This window comes from Nostoc sp. (genome assembly GCF_036919815.1).
Lineage (GTDB): Bacteria > Cyanobacteriota > Cyanobacteriia > Cyanobacteriales > Nostocaceae > Nostoc.
Genome location: NZ_JBALCE010000065.1, coordinates 60255 through 78743 on the forward strand (window position 1 = coordinate 60255; position 18489 = coordinate 78743).

Sequence of the window (18489 nt, forward strand, 5' to 3'; positions counted from 1 at the left end):
AGAATAACCTCTCTAGTTTATGGGAACAAGTGCCAGCACTGACTCTATCCTCTGGTTGAATAAGTTGTGTAAACCCATGACAAATAACTTAGATAACTTCTGAAAAAATTAATCAATCAGGTTTGAGGCTACACCAGTTGAACGTAATGCCATATTCATGAGAATTTTTTGTGAATTAGCTTCGGGAGAATCATCATAGGGATGCCGTTGAATGTAAGTGCCATCGGCTTGTAATTCCCAAGCTTGGCGATTATCTGCGAGCATAATTCCCATAATTTCTTGCAAGTCTTTTGCAATATCAGGGTCTTTCACTGGGGTAATTACTTCCACTCGGCGATCTAGGTTGCGGCGCATCCAGTCGGCACTGCCAATATAGATTTCCTCCTGTGTGTTGTTATGAAAATAAAAAATGCGAGAGTGTTCTAAAAAGCGACCGATAATGCTGATGATGTGAATGTTTTCACTAATGTCTTTGAGTCCTGGACGCAAACAACAAACGCCCCTGATAATTAAGTCGATTTGTACTCCGGCGCGGGAAGCTTCATATAAAGTGGCGATAATTTCTGGATCGACTAGGGCATTCATTTTGGCAACAATGCGTCCAGAAAACCCATTTTGAACATTTTCGATTTCGCGGTGAATTAGTGCCAAAAAGCGATCGCGCATATTCACCGGTGCAACTAGCAATTCTCGATAAGACTTTTGCAGGGAGTATCCGGTTAAAAAATTAAATAAATCTGTGATGTCAGCACCTAATTCTTCACGGCAACTGAACAATCCCAAATCTGTATACAGCCGTGCCGTTTTAGGGTTATAATTCCCAGTGCCAATATGCACGTAACGACGTATCCGGTCTTTTTCCCGCCGTACTACCATGACGGTTTTACTGTGGGTTTTCAGTCCCACTAAACCATAGACAACATGAACTCCAACTCTTTCTAGTCGTTTTGCCCAGTAAATATTATTTTCCTCGTCAAATCGCGCTTTTAATTCCACCAGTACAGATACTTGCTTGCCATTTTCGGCGGCAGCAATTAAGGCGTTGACGATGGGTGAGTCGCCAGAAGTCCGGTAAAGGGTCATCTTGATGGCTAACACATTCGGATCATAGGCAGCATGGGTAATAAAGCGCACCACTGTAGCCGAAAAGGATTGATAGGGATGGTGTACTAGCAAATCCTTTTCCCGAATCACAGCAAAAAAGTCTTTTCCTTCGTCCGTCTCCAGGATATCTGGATCTAAACTCGGTTCCCTGAGTCTTTGCAGACGTAATGGTACAACAGATTGGCGTGGTGGATCTTTGAGTTCTGGCAATGGCAAGGACATAAAATACATCAAATCCCGCAAGCCCAAAAGACCGTCTACTTCGTAAAGATCACCTTCTGTTAATTCCAAATCTTGCAATAATCGCGATCGCACTATTTCAGGAGTCTGGGACTGAATTTCTAGCCGGACTGGACTCCCACCCAGCCGCCGTTTTCGCAGTTCTTGTTCGATCGCTAATAACAAATCATCTGCTTCATCTTCTTCTAAGACCAAATCAGCGTCACGGGTAATGCGGAATGGATGATATTCTTGAATGTTCATCCCTGGAAATAGAGATTCTAAGTTATGAGCGATCGCTTGTTCTAAAGGTACTCCAGTCCAGTGGGCAGGTTTGTCGTTGTCCACAGTTCGCAACTCAGGCGGTATTGGTAAAAATCGTGGTAGAACACTGGGTACTTTAACTCTGGCAAAGAATTCTTCTTCGGTGTCTGGGTTCTTGACGACAACTGCCAGATTCAGACTGAGATTGGAAATGAAAGGGAAGGGATGACTGGGATCAACAGCCAGGGGAGTCAAAACTGGAAAGACTTGTTCTTCAAAATAACTATTGAGATGAGTCCGCTGTTTTTGATTCAAATCTATGTAATCAAGGATATGGATGCCGTGATTTGTTAATAACGGTCGAAGTATTTGCTCAAAATGTTGGTGCTGTTTCTTTACATGAGGACTGAGGGTAGACCTAATATCGTCTAACTGTTGTTGTGGCGTGCGACCATCGGGAGTTAACAGGGTGACTTTCGCCTCTACTTGTTGCTTTAAACCAGCAACGCGCACCATGAAAAACTCATCCAAATTAGAGTTGAAGATTGCCAAAAACTTGAGACGTTCCAGAAGGGGCGTGCGATCGTCACAGGCTTCATGTAACACCCTGCCATTAAATTCTAACCAGCTTAACTCTCGGTTAAGATAATATTGTGGATCGCTGAGATTGATGGGAGTAGCGCTTTTCTTAGATTTTGCCATAATGACCTAAGGGCAGGGAGATGTAGCCCATTGAGCTGGGGGACAATAAACATATTAAGTTAAATGGTGCATAGAGGCGGAGCAGCTTTTCGGGGAGTAGGAAAAGGCAACTTCATTCGTCTTTAGTTTCCTTATTAATTTCTTTAATTTCAGTGCGTTTCAAGGCACTTGAGCTATTAGCCCGCAATTTATTGTAGGGCGGGAAATAAACGTAAAACCGAGGTTTATAGGGGTGGGAGGTTTAACCCATCGTGAATTGACCCCAAGAGTTGCAATCCCAAAGCGAAGCGAAAGCTTCATTCCGCCTCTCTACGAGACGCTACCGCGTAGCTTGCTTTTACAAAGGAGTACGCTTCATTCGTAATGACGTTGTGTAATTAATTCTGCCCGATTACTTATTTGTGATCCCATATTGAGGTGGAATTCGCAAAATCTACTTACCAACCGGAACTGCATATAGACGATAAAGACCAAATTCGTTACTTGCAGATGCAGAAATCTTTTACCCTCAGTATTGATGAGTTCTACTTCTATTTCTGGTATTGACTTACCTACGACATCCGTAATTCGTCCTGCTAAATTATATTATAAGTTTCAGAACTATTACTGAAGTCACACCCCAGTTAAAAAGGTATATTTGATACATAAGTGCAGAGAAATGATAAGTACGATTCTTACTTAATGCCGTGTCAGATAGGTTTAGTTTCTTGCCACTCTACCTGGTAAAAGACACTCTTTGTCTTACTTAAAATAAGTTCTAAAGAGTTAGGGTTGGATGTTATCAATTTCACGGACACGGTATTAAGGATAGATGCCAATTTTTCAGCAACCACATCAACAATTTGGAGAATTAAGTATATGATGTTACGTCGTTTTGCTTTAGCTTCTGTTTTACTAATTGCTAGTTCAGCTGCTCCCGCAATGGCAGGTACAGCAACTGATAACCTTGGGGTTTCAGGTTCAGTTGATGCGAATTGCACTATCGTTGCCACTCCCGTCGCTTTTGCTCCCTATGACCCAGTAACTGCTAATGCAACAGGTATTCCTTTAAATGCAACTGGAAAAGTAGCAACAGTTTGTACAACGGGTGCTAGTGCTGTAATTACTTTAGGTCAGGGTATCAATCATGGCACTGGCTCTGATGCGGTTCCTGCACGTCAGATGATCGGTGGAACAGGAACAGACAACTTAAGCTACTCACTATTCAGTGATGCAGGACTTACAACTGTTTGGGGAAACACAGTAGCAACAGGAGTTCCAATTACAGGAACAGGTACGAGTGTAGATACCGCTATTTATGGTTCAATCCCTGGTGGTCAAAACGTACCTGCGGGTACTTACAATGATACCGTTGTAGCTACCGTCACCTTCTAACACCAAATTCTTTGAGATGTTCTAGTACCACCACTCTAGAAAGAAAACGTGATTTTTTCTCTCATAGTGGTGTTTACCCAGAACAGGTTCTGTAACTTTAATCCAGGTAAAAATCAAAAACCCTGATTAGATAAGTCTTGATAAATTTAAGCCTAAATTGGGGAGCCATCACAGTGAATGGCTTCCTGAAATCAAGACAAGTTACATTTACAGATGTTGTTTTTCAACTAAACCACATTTTGTCTTTCCTGTCAATGCGTAAGTCCTAATATTAGCCCTTTCAAGGTGACTCGTAAAATCTCTTGTTTTTTCTCAGCGCTCTTTGCGCCTCTGCGGTTTAAAAGTAATTTATTTAACCACAGAGGCGCAGAAGACACAGAGTAAAGAGCTTAAAGAGGAATTTATTAACCAAAATTTTTACCCACCTTGAAATAGCTAGTCCTAATATTTACCTGAAAATAGGAGCGTTCGCGTAGCATCTTGTAGAGTTGCAATCGCTTGCACAAACAAAAACCTTACCCTGTCCTATCAGACATCCCTCTCCTTAATAAGGAGAGGGACAGGTTTTGCATAGCAAAACCAGGGTGAGGTATCTCATGGCCTGCGCGATAAATCTTAAATAGCCCCACCAAAAACTTGTGTGTACACCCTAACCCTATAAGGGAAGGGGGGTTAGGTTTTGTGTGGGCTTTTCCATAGAACCTGAATTGTCAAAGATCCTGGCCGCCTGAGTTTCGCTAAAAATATTTCAACGATTGATTAATTCTTTACAAAAACTTGAATTCATAAAGTGTTTTTATTGATTTTTCAGTATTACTACTAATGTCAATTCAGCATATAGTTGGTTAAATTGCAGACTTGGATGAGGTAAAATCTCAGGGTTTTATCCCTGGCGAGGAAGCAAATGGGAGTATCCCAAATTGCTACAGATCCGTAGTCTTAAATAAAATTGGGAATCAATTATTATGTTTTTATTTAACAAAAAAAAATCAATAATTTTGAGTTTGATGCTGAGTCTGGGGCTAGTTGTAATAGAGAAAGCTGACGCGAGTACCTTCAGAGTCACTCCGATTAAAGTCTCGTTTTCTTCCAAGGTATCGAGTCAAGTTCTCACTGTAAGCAATGACAGTACTGAAACTTTACGCTTTCAACTTCACACCTATATTTGGAAGCAAAATCCTAAAGGTGAGATGCAGCTTGATACTACAGAAGACATAGTAGCTTTTCCTGGCTTATTTTCGTTAAAACCTGGACAAAAGCGCCTCGTGCGGGTTGGGACATTAATCCCTGTCAGTTCCATCGAAAAAACCTACCGCATTTTTATTGAAGAACTTCCTCCAGAAGCAAAAGCTAATCAACAGACGAATGCAATCCGTGTCTTAACAAAAGTAGGAATTCCTATATTTATTCAACCTAGTAGCCAAGTTGTAGAAGGAGGTGTGGAAAATATTGTTTTTAGCAAAAATCAGATAAATTTTCAGGTCAAAAATAGAGGTAACGTTCACTTTATTGCTCAGAAAATCCGGGTTAAAGCTCTAGGTGAAGCAGACAAAAGTATTTTTGACCGCCAACAAAATGGTTGGTATATTCTTGCTGGTTCATCTCAAACCTATGACATGAAAATCTCTCAACAGGAGTGTAGCAAAACTCGAACTTTAGTAATTGAGGTCAAAACAGATAATAAAGTTTTTACAGAAAAGCGTGAAATGCCCAAGGATGCTTGTAGTGCCGGAAATTAAGTGTGAAGTTAAACACTTTTAAAATCCAGAGATTAACACAGTAGATATAGGAGTGAAAATCACGTAGGCACAATTCATGAATTGTGCCTATTAATTAGACCTCTTGCAAAAGTCCCAAACACCCCAGCCTTAATCCCCTCTCGAAGAGCGGGGAGGAAAGACAAAGCACAGTTTTGGCGGGGTGGGGTTCTTATTTCTGATTTATGCAAGAAGTCTATTGTTTCAAGCAACGCATTATTAATTTCTAGAGATGTCTAGTACAGCCTGCCCTAATAGGCTTGGGTTAGCGCCAAAACCTTAAACTGCTGTGTGCAAGATGAACCGGGATTTCTAATCGCTCGGTATATTTGCTTTTAAAACATCCTGTTAAGGAAAGTTATTTAGTTAATGAGAAATTGGCATTCTCTACAATTTCTTGGTAGCCTCACTTTTTGTTTAGGTTCTAGCCTTGTAATATGCCATAAAGTTGCAGCACAAGACCAAAAAGCTATCTTAGAACTGACCGTTAACCAGGTTTCCCAAGGAGAAGTTTTTGTTATATTACGGCAGAGCGATATTCTCGTTCACCCATCAGACTTACAAAAAGCCCGATTGCAAGGTTTCTCTGGTATTCAGGAAACCATAAACAATGAAACTTATGTTTCTCTTGCTTCACTAGCTCCCAATGTTAGCTATAAATATGATGAGAATAGCCTAACTTTGAGCATAACAGCCCAACCTGAATTACTAGGTTCAACCTCAGTAAACTTAGAAAATGAGCCACCAAAAAATCTTGTCTATAGCAAAGACACAAGTGCTTTTTTAAACTATGCCTTCAACGTGCCGTTTAATCGGCAAGCATTTAATAACTATACCTTCTCTGGAGAGTTTGGGCTAACTTTGAAAGGCAACCTGCTCTTTAGCAGCTTTTCTCGCCAAGGAGACGGCTCTTTTCTGCGAGGATTAACAAATTTTACTATAGATGATCCCAAAAAATTGAATCGCTGGGTAGTTGGGGATAGCTTTGCTAATACTGGGAATTTAGGGGGCGGAGTGTTTTTTGGAGGTATTAGCTTATCACGAGAATTTGGACTTAATCCTTATTTCATTCGCCAACCAACCTTTGCAGTATCTGGTGCTGTTCTCAACCCTTCTACAGTAGAGGTTTTTGTGAATGGCCAACGAGTTAGTCAGCAACAATTGCCCCCCGGTCAGTTTCAACTAAATAATCTATTACTACCTGTGGGTAATGGTTATACAAAACTTGTTATCCGCGATTCTTTTGGTCGAGAACAGGTAATTACCTCACCATTCTATTTGTCTACAGGGCTTCTCAAGCCAGGGCTATCTAGCTACAGTTTTAACCTCGGCTTGCGTCGGCAGAATTTGAACTCTGATAGTTTGAATTATGGATCTCCCGTTTTCCTGGGTCAATATACCCAAGGTATAAGTAAATCCCTAACATTAGGAGGGCGTTTAGAAGTATCGAGTAATTTAATCAGTGCGGGTTCTACTATCACAACTGCACTGCCTTTTGGTGCGCTAGAACTATCTTTAGCCGGCAGTAGTGAATCAGGAGTTCCAGGTGCGGCTGCATCAATAGCTTATAATTACCCTGGTCGAACTATAGGTTTCGGTAGTTCCCTGCGCCTATTCAGTGATAAATATGCCAACTTAAGCTTAAGTGCGTTAGACGATAGACCAAGGTTAGAAACTAATGCCTTTATATCTGCAACGCTAAATCGTAGTTATAGCTTAAGTTTACAGTATGCCTTATCTGATTTTCGCGATCGCGGACAGAGCAATCGAATTTCTCTATCTAATGCTATTCGACTGAGCGATAAATCAAACTTATCTATAAATCTTAGCCATTCTTCTCAAGCTACAGAGTCTCCAAGAAATGAGATATTTATTGGGTTTAATTATTCTCTGGGTAACGGCACTAATGCCAACCTAAATGAGAGCATTAGTGATAAAAAAGCTGTAACTACCTTATCTTTGCAACAATCTCCTCCTGTTGGGCAAGGCTTTGGCTACCGCTTGCAGTTGAGTCCCAGCGAAGAACAACTGCCAGGTAACGGTACTTTAAGGTATCAAGCTCCCTTTGGTATTTATGAGTTAAATTATGATCACAACCCCAACGGCGAAAATGTAACTACTCTCGCCTCCGGTAGCATTGTAGCAATAGGAAACAATATCTTTTTTACCCGTCCCGTCACAGGAAGCTATGCACTCATTCAAGTGCCAACAGTTAGTGGAGTACGGGGTTATATGAGTAATCAGGAAATTGGGCGAACTGATTCTAGGGGCAACCTTTTAATACCAAACCTACTACCATACTATGGCAATAATATCAGAATTCAAGATGAAGATATTCCACTAAACTACAGAGTTGATGCTAACGAAAAAACAATTGCGCCTAGTTTTCGAGGTGGAGCAATTGTTCGCTTTCCTGTACAACGTATTCAGAGTATAATCGGCAATATTTCTGTAGATGCATCAGGAAAAACTATAATTCCTGTTTATGGACTGTTAACTGTAAATGTAAATGGCAATCAAGTAGATTCACCTATTGGTAATCAGGGAGAGTTCTATTTAGAAAATATTACTCTTGGTCGCTATGTAGCTAATGTGGAATATGCACAAGGTGTGTGTACTTTTGATTTAAATATTCCCCAGTCTGACCAAAAAATAGTTAATTTAGGAAGCTTAAAGTGCATACAGAATTCTGGAAAATAAGTAGGAAAAGATGATACGTAAAAAATTTATATTAATGTTAGGAATTATTTTAAACTGCACTACTGCCTTACCTGCGTTATCCCAATGCACTATAAGCGCTAGTCCTGTGAGTTTTGGTAACTACGATGTTTTTGCCAATACTACCACAACGTCTACTGGCAGTATAACTTATGATTGTTCTTCGGCAACTCTACCTTTTATTATTCACCTCAGCAAAGGTAATAGTCTATCTTACACTCCCCGAACATTGAAATCTGGAAGTGATTCTCTTAATTATAATCTTTATCTAGACGCAGCAGGATCGCAGATTTGGGGCGATGGAACAAATAGCAGCACTCAATATAGCAGTTCTAACCTAACGGGTACTGTAACTATTTATGGCATCATTCCATCTCGGCAAAATGTCAAAGTTGGAAGTTATACAGATTCCATTACAGCTACAATCAATTTTTAACATCACCACTGAAGTAGTAATTGGTAAAACTTGCGCCGTCCCTCTCCCACTCGAAGCTAAGTCTAAGTCCCTGGCTGTCCATCAGTGACAGGTTAAGCTAATTGCAGAAAATAATTTACAATACCATATCTCTTTTCTTATTTGCTAACTCGCTTACCCAAAGTATTTTTCGCGGCATTGCAATATGTTTCAAGCGACTCGCCGCCGTCTGGCAATTTGGTATACTGCCGTCACTGCCGTATTACTACTACTGTTTGCCAGTGGCGTTTATTTATATGTCCGTAGCACCCTAATTGAGCGGATTGATGATACCCTTAACCATGTAGTGGAAATAGTCGAGCGATCTTTGGTGATTGAGCCAATCAACAACCATGCTGATCGATTCCGCATTAATGTAGAAGCTAGTTTTCGTGACAATACTGGCACTGTAGAAGATGACCACATTGACCTAGAGTGGTTTAGTCCGACTGGTAAGTTACTTTGGTCAACTTTATCCGAACCTTTAAATATTCCCATTCATGGCGATCGCACTGGTGAAACTGTGCGCGTAATCAAGGCAGAGAGTGAAAATTCAAAATTCAAAATTCAAAATTCCCCACTGTTATTACGCCAAGTCACACAACGGGTAGAAGTGGGTCGGCAAGTATTAGGATATCTGCGTGTTAGTCATCCCTGGTTTGAAGTCACTAAACCCAGTCGCCAGTTAATTTTTGATTTGGCGCTAGGTATTGGGTTAATGGTGCTTTCTGTCGGCGCAAGTGGCTGGTTTCTTTCGGGTAAAGCGATGAAACCTGTAGATGAATCTTATCAACGCCTCAAACAATTTACTGCTGATGCTTCTCACGAACTTAGAAGTCCCATTACTTTGATTCAAACAAATGTGCAGGTTGCCCTTGCTGACTTGGATTTAACAGAGGCAGAGGCGATTACTTCTTTGCAATATCGGCAACAATTAAAGGTGGTGGAACGATTAACGCAGCGTTTGGGTAAGTTAGTCAATGACTTACTGTTTTTAGCACGGCAGGATAGTGGTATTAGCAAAGATACTTTTTCACCATGTCCGTTGGATGCTTTGCTGATGGAGGTGGTTGGAGAACAACAATTGTTAGTCCCTGAAAAAAAAATCGCCCTTTCTCTAGATTTAGTTGATCCTCCTGCCTCGGAAACTAGCCCGGAATTACTGGAAAATTGGTTTACCCTTGTGGGCAATTGGGATCAACTGGTGCGGCTGTTCACAAATTTAATTGCTAACGCTTTGCATTACAGTCCAGCAGGTGGACGGGTAAAAGTGGAATTGGCACGGATAGAGGGAGTAAGTCGCGTTTCTGGACTACGTTACACCAGCGCCCAATTGCAAATTAAAGTGAGTGATACCGGGGTTGGAATTCCAGAGTCAGCACTACCACGCTTGTTTGACCGCTTTTATCGGGTAGATCCGGCGCGTACTCATACAACTGGGAATACAGCTACAGCGATCGCTACTGGTTCAGGATTGGGATTAGCGATCGCTCAAGCTATTGTTGAATATCATCAGGGTCATATTCAAGTTGAAAGTATCCAAGGCTTTGGCACCACATTTACTGTCATTTTACCAATAACTCTTGAGTCTTAATTCGGCAAGAAATATTTGTTTCCTTTGATAGATGTAAGATTTCAGTCCACTCAAGCAAACTTTAACTATTAGGCAGGAAATTTATTTTATAGCGATATCTTATTCAACAAGACAATTTGACTGTTACAAAAATGTAGTTAATGACAATGATTAAAGTCTGTGGTCTTATTTGATGATTGAGCTTTTCAGTCTTGAGAATGAAATATATTTATTTTTTTAGATCATTTTCGCGTCCTTAGCTAGAGACTAAAAATCGAATTGTTTGTTAAAATTTATATTTAATCACAGATTGAACACCATAATTTAATTTAGTGCTTTAAAAAATCTTTAAGAAATAAAAATTGAAATTTTTATAGGAGTCAACAATGAATATGAAATTTCCAAAAATTCGCAAGTACACTGAATTATTTGGCGCTATTTGTGGGGGATTACTGATTAGTCTGCCAGCCATTTCTCAAGCAGTAGCACAAGAATCTACTCCCAAAATTAACCCTTGTCCGAAGATTTTCTACGAAGAACCACATAATAATCAGGTTGTAGTACCACAGGGATGTCCTCCCAATGCACTAACACAAAGACGATCTGCTCAAGGGGTTCTTCCCGTCCCTGCTACCCCATCACAAGACCAAAGAAAATTTGGTGTCGGCGGTGAAACTCCAGAACCAGGTGTCAGACTACCACGCCCAGCCTCTGGAGATCAAACTCAAACTCAACAGCCGATACCACAAGGGGGTTCCACTAACGAACCACCACAAACCCCGATCGCGACGATCGCACTGGCTAATGGTAAAGTTACTATCAGGTTTGTGAATGACACTGCGGCGAATATAACTTATCAAGTTATCGGCGATACGGCACCGCGATCGCTAGAAGGTAAGTCAGATGTAATATTGCAAGATTTAAACGTACCGGTAACGGTGACATTTCAACGGCCAGATGGCGGACAGTTGATAGTGACTCCACAACCCTCTTCAGAGCCAGGAAGCTTGGAAGTTAAATTTAACGAAGCCACCGATGCAGCACAGGGTAGAAGTGCTTTGAGAATTGAACGAAACGGTTCGGTGTTTTTGAATTAATTAAATAGTTAGGAATTAGGAGTTAGGAGTTACGAGTTAATATTAAGCAACTCTTCAGTCCTAACTTAACTCCTGTTCAGATTAATTTTTAGGTTATGGGGGCGCGAAAAAAGTAGGGGCAATTCATGTAGCTTTAGCTGACCGCAGGGTATTGCCCCTACTTTTTCTTTTTGCGTAAGTCCTGATAGGGAAAAAGAGCATAACGCTGAGTGCGTTATTGATATACCCTAACTCTTAACTCCTAACTCCTAACTTTTAACTCCTAACTCTTACTTTCGCCGAAGCATTTTACTTAGCTGATCGAGCAATTGGGTTTCTTGTTTGCTGTCTTTTAATGTCCGCGCCAGTATAATTGCCCTTTCGTAAAAATTGCGGGCAGTTAGGTAATTACCTTGCTGCTGGTATAATTGAGCATAGGACTGAAAAGATTTTAATTCTTCTGGTAAACTTTGCAATTCTTCAGCAAGTGTTAAACGTTGTTCTAGTAAATCAGAAGCCCGTTCGTAACGTTTTACAGCACTGTGAGCTGTAACTAAACCGTCAATTGCTCGTAATTCATTAGTGCGATCGCGGTTAGTTTTAGCTGTCTGCATGGCTAAACTATAAGTGCCAATGGTATCTTGATAATTTCTAGATGCTAAATAAGCATCACCTAAATTATTCAGGGTATTTGCTTCACCGATGGCATTACCAGTCTGACGGCGGAATCTTAAAGCATTTTCATACAATTTAATCGCCTTGTTATAATCTCCCAACCTAGCTGCTACCAAACCCAAATTACTCAAAGATAGTCCTTCACCTTCAATATTTTTGACATTGTGAGCAATTGTGAGTGCATCATCAACTGTTTTACCAGCAGCAGCAAATTCGCCTTGTTGCAGCAGAAATGTACCGAGATTATTCAGCACAAAAATCTGAGATTGTAAGTCTTGAGTATCACGAGCGATCGCTAATCCTCGTCGTAAAGAATCTTCTACCTCTTTGATACTACCTAGCTGGACATAAGCTTTTGCAAGCAAATTGTAAGTCATACCTTGTGCTTTCAGATCGCCAATTGAATGATATAGTTCTAGTGCCCGTAAGCAAGACGTAATTGTTTTATCGGCATATCCTGAGGCGTATTGTTGTTCACCGATACCCAGCAAACTGTCTGCTTGATCTCTTGATTGTCGCCCAACGAAACTATTTAAAGGGCGGTGGAGTTGTTGGGTAATATCAACCGCACCCGCCGCAATCGGACTCAGCAAAAAAGTAAACAGTAAAATGCTGTGTAAAAGTATCTGGGGAGGAGAAATCGCACCTACACAAATTAAGCCTACCTTTTGCCTGGGAAATACAAGCCGTTGTTTCATAAAAATTACCCGTAAAGTTGCGGGTTTAACTAGAAAGTCTAAGAAGAAGTTTTAATTTTTTAAATTGAAGACAACGAATATACGCGTTTATACTTAAATCATGCTTGAGCAAAATCTTCCCCGAAGTATATAGCGCGAATATCTGTGGGTAATTTGTCCTCTAGCATACGATAGCCTTCCTGGAGAGAATTGGCTACTTCACTTGGAGCGATCGCTTCTCCTTCAGCTTGCAAATAGGCAGCGATTCTAGTTTCGCTCCAGTGGAAAGTTTGAGCCATTAACACCATCAATCGCAAAACTGGTGGTAGTTGGTCTAATGCCTGTTCTACATAGCACCATAGCGGCGGCGAAGTCGCTTGGAGAGAATAATGAATTGCTTCTGTAGGTGGTAGTTTAATCTCGTTAATACAGAAAGCTGTCATATTAATTAACCAATTTTGCATGGTTAAGGCTTCCTCACCTGATTGAGAGTCTGTTAAATTTAGTCCACCGAGTTCATAGTAGATATGCCGCCAGGTGAGGGCAAACAGATAATCTGCCTGCACAGGCGATCGCGCCGAATGCCGAATTAAGGTATAGACTATGGGACTATAGCGGCAAAAAATCACCGTAAAATACTTCCCTGCATCAGGATAGCGCTGAAACAGAGTTAGTAGTTCATCGTCACTGTGATGAAACAGCGACTTCACCAGGGGGTGATTAGATTCGGGAAAATGAGGAATTTGCACAAGCCTTTGAGTTAATAGTTGTTAAAATAGTTTTGGGAATTGAACTCCGGTAGTTAATCGCATAATATCTTGGTGTTGCCCAGTTTGTTGATGAGACTCAGACTAATTGAGTATTGATAAACTAGAAACAAAGACTTAATTTTAGTCTTAATCGACAATCATAAAATCGGCTCCCTTATAGAATCCTTATTTGTTCATGGTTATAGCAGTTAGTGTGATGTCGTTCCTGCTCAGTCCCCTTACCTTAGGCTCCTTTCTGCCTTCCCTGCCCTTAGATAGCCTGTTCTCCACCCAAGGCATTATGGTAATGCTGCTAGCAGCTTACGCTGGTGCCATGTGGATGTTCCTCACCAGCGCCCCAAAAGTACACACTGTAATGGTGTCAGATATGGAGATAGCCCGACAGTTGTATGAAGGGCTGCTAGATTTGCCAGCCGCTGAGGTGCCATTGCACTATTACTACAACTACGAACAAACTATCGGCGCAACTGGCATTGATCCACTATATATGTCTACTGGGCCGAGCTTGTCTAGCAAAATGCTGAATAATGCCAATGATGGGCTGTGGTATCAATTGAAGAAAAACACCCAGCTACACGTCATTACTGGCGCGAGTTTAGGTAGCAAAAATCAGCAACGCCACGTTTGTTTTGACCATGACTGCCTGGAAATGATTTTAATGCGAGTCGAAACGCGCGGTTTGAAATTCAAGATTCGTAACCAAAAGCCCCTGAATTTTTTGGTTAAGGACTATGAAGGGCGCGTTATTGAGGTGGCTGAGGTAGCGAATTAATTATTAGATTCTAGATGATTTTATATTGTGTGGTGCGTAGCTTGCCGTCGTAGGCATCGCCACACAATATTTTTTTAAGTAGTTAGGCGTAAATAAATTAAAGTTTGTAGTAAGGACTAAAGTCCTGATAAACCTTGCTATGAGCGATGAATCGCTCACTACGAACAGTCATTATAGGGTTTTGCTAGGTAGAAACTTATGACTGTTGAAAAGATGTACACATCTCATCTGTATGAAACAGATTTCTATACTTGGACTCAACAACAGGTTAGCTTGCTCAAAACTCAACAGTGGGATCAATTAGATACGGTTAACCTGATTGAAGAAATTGAAACTTTGGGTAGAAGAGAACGGCAAGAATTGCGAAATCGGCTAGGAGTCTTGTTAGGACATCTACTGAAATGGCAATTTCAACCAGAAAAACGTAGCAATAGCTGGTTGGGTACAATTCGAGAGCAACGTGTTCAAATTAAGCTGCTTCTGCAAGATAGCCCTAGTTTGAAACCCTATCTCGATGAAGTTTTCTTGACTATTTATGAACTAGGCGTGGCTTTAGCGATTCGAGAAACTGAGTTGGGTGAGCAGGTTTTTCCAGAAATATGCCCTTACACTTTAGACCAAACTCTGGATCCTGAATTCTTACCAAATCTAAATCAGGTTGATGAGTAAGCGAGTAATCGTCCCAATATTGTTTTCTCACCGTAAACCGTGGCAAATAAAAGCAGCCCAGTAACGAGGATCTGAAAAGGGAAATTGTTGAGTAGATTTTTCAATTTCTATAATTCGTTTGTTCAATTTGGCATACATATTATATTCATGCTTCCATTGTTCATATTCGATAGAATCTGAAGGATATTGTTTTCTATTTCGTATCAGTTCTTTCTCCCTTACTTCTACTTCATGAAATATTTTATTTAAGTCTAATTTTGTAAATTCTCGTAGCTGAATTTGGGCTTGCTGTAATGCTTCAGGACGGTTTTTACCTTGTTGTCGCTGCTGGTAGTAGAAGATAGAAAATAGTGCTGTCGCTAAATCATTGACTGACCATAGAGTACTAACTACACTTTTAGCACCAGCACACAAAAAGCCTGTAGAGAGAGTAAGAATATCATCAGTTAGAGAAGGAATACCCAAATTAGTTTCGCAGCAAGAGAGAAACACCTCTATAAGTTGAGGTAAACGCCAGCTTGGTGTCATCAATTGCCCTAAGGTGATGCTGCTACCATGCGCTAATTTTAACTGTGATTCTAAAGGATTATCGAGACGAGATTGGGCATGGTGGCAGGAATGAAGTACTTGAACTTGTTGTGCTAGCTGTCGATAGTTTTTAGAGGTGGCTTGACTGCTACCAATTAATCTATTTTCTGGTGGAATGTTATACATTTGGGCGAGTTTTTCGCCTTAAAATCTGGCACAGGGAAGGTTATCTTCGGCATCTTCTACAGTTCCATATTGTAGAGATGTTCCATTAAATGTCCCTACACTATCGCGTTGTTTACAAAATTCTAAAATTTGGCAGCTTGGGGTGTAACGAATTAGAAATTTATCTCCTAAATATTCCTGATATTCTCCTGTAGGCAAAGCAGCGAAAGGAATCTGATGCAGTAACAGGTGAGGTACTAAAATTAATTCTTCTATTCCTTGAAGATATTGAGATATGAGTTCGGATATTTGCAGCCGTTCAGCTAATTCACGGAGAATACTGTTAATTTGAGTTTCCCATTTTTTGTAATCATTCATATAAGGCAATAACCAATTCTGGTTAATCCAGCCTTGCAACTTCTCTAGTCCTTGTCCTGTGCAGGTGTGGAGAGTAATTTGGTTTTTCTGCGCGACAAAAATATGGGTGTCGCTGTTGGTTGTGTAGAAACTGAGGATAGCTGTATTAGGTTGGTCAATTAGCTTTTGAATTTCTGACAAGCTGAGGGGGTTAACTTGAATTTCGCTAGCTAATACGGGATCTTCGCGTCTGAGATTTTCCCAAACTTGTTGTTTTTGGGTTTCTAAAGATGCGATCGCTTCATTGTAAGCTTGGAATGCAGCGCGTGTTTCACTGCGATTATTGTCAGATTTATGGCTTTGACGTTCTTGATCAATTTGCCGTTGCAGTTCTTCATACTGCTGCAATAATTCTTGAGCTTGTAGGGGGATTTCTTCGCCTTGAGAGAGGTTGTAGCTTGCCATTAAGTCTACCAGACGCTTGGAGCGCGATCGCTCTGAATATTCAAAGGCTTTTTCTATTTCTCCAGCGTTGATGCAAGCTTGCACCATACTTTCGTAAATGCCAATAAAATCTTCAAGTGTCTTTTGGCGATTAAATTCTGACTTTTCCCAATTACGTTTTTGCTCAAGGGCATCAATTGCTATACAATAGCCATCCATAGCTACTGGCCAAAGTCCAGCACTAGAAGCAGCATTACCTAAATGTCGCCCAGCAGCTAAACAATAAAAGGGGAAAGAAGTGGGTGTATATATCTCTAGCAGTAAAAGCGAAGATTTGATTACTTCTTGTATTAGACCTTTTTCGTAGTATATATTACATAAATTAATTTGGGTCATTGCCCATTTTTCAGGAAAGCTTTGACGAGTAAAAATCTGTAAAGCTTTTTCGTAGCAAATTATAGCATTTTCACAATTATTGTTTTCATTTCCATCAATATATTCTGCATAGACTATCCCCAAATTATTATTAACTAAAGCCCAATATTCAGGAGAAGTTTCTGGGGTTAAAATTCGTAAAGCATTTTTATAGCACTTTATAGCAATTTCCTGACTCTTGCTACGATTATCATCTTCTTTTTTGAGATAGGCATTTCCTAAATTCATTTGAGTTCTAGCCCAATATTCAGGAAAAGCCTGACGAGTAAAAACTTGCATAGCTTTTTTTGAGCAAGTTATAGAATATTGAATATTATCATCCTGATTACCATAAACACGTTGAGAGTAAACTGTTGCTAAATTATGCTGCGCCCAAGCCCATTGTTCAGGATTTTCTGTAATATTAAAAACCTCTAAAGCGTTTTTAAGGTGAATAATAGAAACTTCTAGATTTTCGGCTTTATCGTCACGTATGCGATCTCGATAGGCAAGTCCTAGAATATTTTGTACTTCTGCCCAGTTTTGTGGATCAGTTTCATAACTACGAATTTTTAAAGCTTCCTGACATAAATTAATAGAATTTTCTAGATTTTGCGCTCTATCTTCTTCTATACGTTCCCAGTAAAGATATGCCAGTATAGTTTGTGCTAATCCCCATATTTCGGAGTAAGTGGTTGAAGTAAATACAGCTTGTCCTACCTGACAACACACAAGGGCGATTTCTACATTGTCAGATTTATTACCTAATGGAAACTCTCTAAGACACTTACTAAAGTCAATAATTGCTGCTGCTGTCCCTGCTGCTTCATCAAATGCTAATTTAGGTAAAATAGATATTTTCCAATTTTCCAATAAAATAATAAGTTTTTTATCTAGCTTATCCAAATTTGCTTCTAAAAGTGGATAAATTGCTTTAAGGTTGCCCGTGCTATTCAAAGTTGCTTGTAATGCTGTATTTAAGAATTTCCTGGAAATCTCAATAGATACTTTTTCAGCCACTTCAGATAAATAAGCAGCCTTTTCGTTATCTCCTTCTTCTAAAAGAAGATTAGCACATTTGTTAAGTACATTTAGAAATTGATCATTGATGATCAATTCCTGATTAGCCATCAAAATAGATCCTTCTTCTCCAGTTGGACAATTTAAAATTTCTTTAATGATACTTAAATATAGTTTTACAAGGTGTTCATATTCTTCATTCCTAAATTTTTGTTGCATATTAATTAACTTAAACAATACCTAGTAATGCTTAACCAAAAATTTCTGTTAACTTATCTAGCAATTCCTCAGCTAGAATCAACAACTCAATTTCATCAATTTCATTACTTATTTCACTATTACTTTCTCCAACCGCCACACTACCCACTAATACATTTTTAAGAGCATAAATTCGGTCTTCTTGTTCAGATAAACTCAAACTTATTTCCAACTCAATAGCAATTTCTTTTAGCGATTTCTCTTTTAGCAGCTTTCTTACCTTCACAGCCACCAAGTCATCACTTTGCAGAAAATTAGTCACTAATTCTACAAAACTTTGCTACCCATCTTCGTCTTCTCCCCATGTTTCTAACCAATCTCCATCAACATCATCACAATATAAATGAGCGGCTTCAAGCCCATACTTTATGATGTCATCCTGCACTTTTTGAGCAGCTTCTACAGCTTGTAAAAAGTTGTGTAATCTCTGTTGACGGTTAGATTGTTTTTCCTGAACCATAAGGACTCACTTGATTAGAGATGTAGCACGAAGGTAGAC

General features: G+C 39.9%; 15 protein-coding genes. 8 read left to right on the forward strand and 7 right to left on the reverse strand.

Annotated elements, in window-relative coordinates; all coding sequences use genetic code 11:
• Window positions 1–108 precede the first annotated feature (108 nt).
• Window positions 109–2289 (reverse strand): polyphosphate kinase 1, encoded by a 2181-nt coding sequence (gene ppk1, locus V7K15_RS15860; protein ID WP_334906497.1) that lies wholly within the window; start codon window positions 2287–2289, stop codon window positions 109–111.
• A gap of 858 nt (window positions 2290–3147) precedes the next feature.
• Between ppk1 and V7K15_RS15865 the strand changes: the two genes are divergently transcribed.
• The 6 genes from V7K15_RS15865 (at window position 3148) to V7K15_RS15890 (ending at window position 11262) form a co-directional block, all read left to right on the forward strand.
• Window positions 3148–3663 carry a Csu type fimbrial protein gene (locus V7K15_RS15865; RefSeq protein WP_334906499.1) on the forward strand — a complete coding sequence of 172 codons (516 nt, stop codon included), beginning with the start codon at window positions 3148–3150 and terminating at the stop codon, window positions 3661–3663.
• 965 nt (window positions 3664–4628) lie between these two features.
• Entirely contained in the window at window positions 4629–5402 is a 774-nt protein-coding gene (locus V7K15_RS15870; RefSeq protein ID WP_334906501.1) for a fimbrial biogenesis chaperone, read from the forward strand.
• A gap of 387 nt (window positions 5403–5789) precedes the next feature.
• Window positions 5790–8120, forward strand: coding sequence for a fimbria/pilus outer membrane usher protein (locus V7K15_RS15875; RefSeq protein ID WP_334906503.1), 2331 nt, complete (start codon window positions 5790–5792; stop codon window positions 8118–8120).
• A 34-nt stretch (window positions 8121–8154) separates the two neighbouring features.
• Entirely contained in the window at window positions 8155–8574 is a 420-nt protein-coding gene (locus V7K15_RS15880) for a Csu type fimbrial protein (RefSeq protein ID WP_334906505.1), read from the forward strand.
• Between the two features lie 184 nt (window positions 8575–8758).
• Window positions 8759–10186, forward strand: a complete 1428-nt coding sequence (locus V7K15_RS15885) for a sensor histidine kinase (RefSeq protein WP_334906507.1) — start codon at window positions 8759–8761, stop codon at window positions 10184–10186.
• Between the two features lie 365 nt (window positions 10187–10551).
• Complete coding sequence (locus V7K15_RS15890; RefSeq protein WP_334906509.1) at window positions 10552–11262, forward strand: hypothetical protein; 711 nt, start codon at window positions 10552–10554, stop codon at window positions 11260–11262.
• A gap of 269 nt (window positions 11263–11531) precedes the next feature.
• Here the strand turns inward: V7K15_RS15890 and V7K15_RS15895 are convergent, their stop codons facing one another.
• Entirely contained in the window at window positions 11532–12614 is a 1083-nt protein-coding gene (locus tag V7K15_RS15895; protein WP_334906511.1) for a tetratricopeptide repeat protein, read from the reverse strand.
• A gap of 98 nt (window positions 12615–12712) precedes the next feature.
• Window positions 12713–13342 carry a sigma-70 family RNA polymerase sigma factor gene (locus tag V7K15_RS15900; protein ID WP_334906513.1) on the reverse strand — a complete coding sequence of 210 codons (630 nt, stop codon included), beginning with the start codon at window positions 13340–13342 and terminating at the stop codon, window positions 12713–12715.
• A 196-nt stretch (window positions 13343–13538) separates the two neighbouring features.
• On the opposite strand from V7K15_RS15900, the gene V7K15_RS15905 reads away from it, so the two are divergent.
• On the forward strand, window positions 13539–14135 hold the full coding sequence (locus V7K15_RS15905) for a glyoxalase-like domain protein (RefSeq protein WP_334906515.1): 597 nt from the start codon (window positions 13539–13541) through the stop codon (window positions 14133–14135).
• 213 nt (window positions 14136–14348) lie between these two features.
• On the forward strand, window positions 14349–14804 hold the full coding sequence (locus V7K15_RS15910) for a DUF29 domain-containing protein (RefSeq protein WP_334906569.1): 456 nt from the start codon (window positions 14349–14351) through the stop codon (window positions 14802–14804).
• Between the two features lie 27 nt (window positions 14805–14831).
• Here V7K15_RS15910 and V7K15_RS15915 read toward each other — a convergent pair whose 3' ends face one another.
• The 4 genes from V7K15_RS15915 to V7K15_RS15930 are packed head-to-tail and all read right to left on the reverse strand — an operon-like array spanning window position 14832 to window position 18450.
• The gene (locus tag V7K15_RS15915; protein WP_334906517.1) at window positions 14832–15518 is read right to left on the reverse strand and encodes a CHAT domain-containing protein; all 687 of its coding nucleotides are present in this window, start codon (window positions 15516–15518) and stop codon (window positions 14832–14834) included.
• 18 nt (window positions 15519–15536) lie between these two features.
• Window positions 15537–17951, reverse strand: coding sequence for a tetratricopeptide repeat protein (locus V7K15_RS15920; protein ID WP_334906519.1), 2415 nt, complete (start codon window positions 17949–17951; stop codon window positions 15537–15539).
• 31 nt (window positions 17952–17982) lie between these two features.
• Window positions 17983–18252 (reverse strand): hypothetical protein, encoded by a 270-nt coding sequence (locus V7K15_RS15925; protein WP_334906521.1) that lies wholly within the window; start codon window positions 18250–18252, stop codon window positions 17983–17985.
• Between the two features lie 18 nt (window positions 18253–18270).
• A complete protein-coding gene (locus tag V7K15_RS15930) occupies window positions 18271–18450 on the reverse strand; it encodes a hypothetical protein (protein ID WP_334906523.1) in 180 nt (59 codons plus the stop codon).
• Between the last annotated feature and the right edge of the window lie 39 nt (window positions 18451–18489).